The 342-nt window shown below is 48.5% G+C and carries 1 pseudogene; it reads right to left on the bottom strand.

The window, feature by feature from the left end:
* Positions 1-342 (bottom strand): annotated as a pseudogene (locus SB847_RS20700) (DNA polymerase); the annotation flags it as partial.

Here is a 342-nt window from a genome sequence, read left to right as displayed (position 1 = left end):
TTGTACAGGGTTTCGATGTCGAACGCCAGCAGTTTCAGTTCTTCGTCACCTTCCATCGGGATCAGACCTTTGTCGATCAGGTAACGTTTCGCGAACGGGATGTCGTATTCGAAGATGTCAACAACCGCAGAGTGTTCACGGATTTTTTCACGGATGGTCGGAACGTCCTGCGGGTGTTCGAAGTACAGACGCCAAACGGTGATCGGACGACCCAGGAATTTTTTTTCAACTTTTTCCGCGTCAACGATACGAACGATTTTACCGTGACGTTCCGCGGTGATTTTTTTAACTTCTTCGATTTTAGAGTCGTCTTTCAGCAGCGCGTAGATGTACGGACGGAAG

The sequence above is a fragment of the Bacillus sp. SIMBA_026 genome, assembly GCF_046535335.1.
In the GTDB taxonomy this organism is placed as follows: Bacteria; Bacillota; Bacilli; order Bacillales; family Bacillaceae; genus Bacillus; species Bacillus velezensis.
This window is presented reverse-complemented; position numbering and strand designations above follow the sequence as displayed.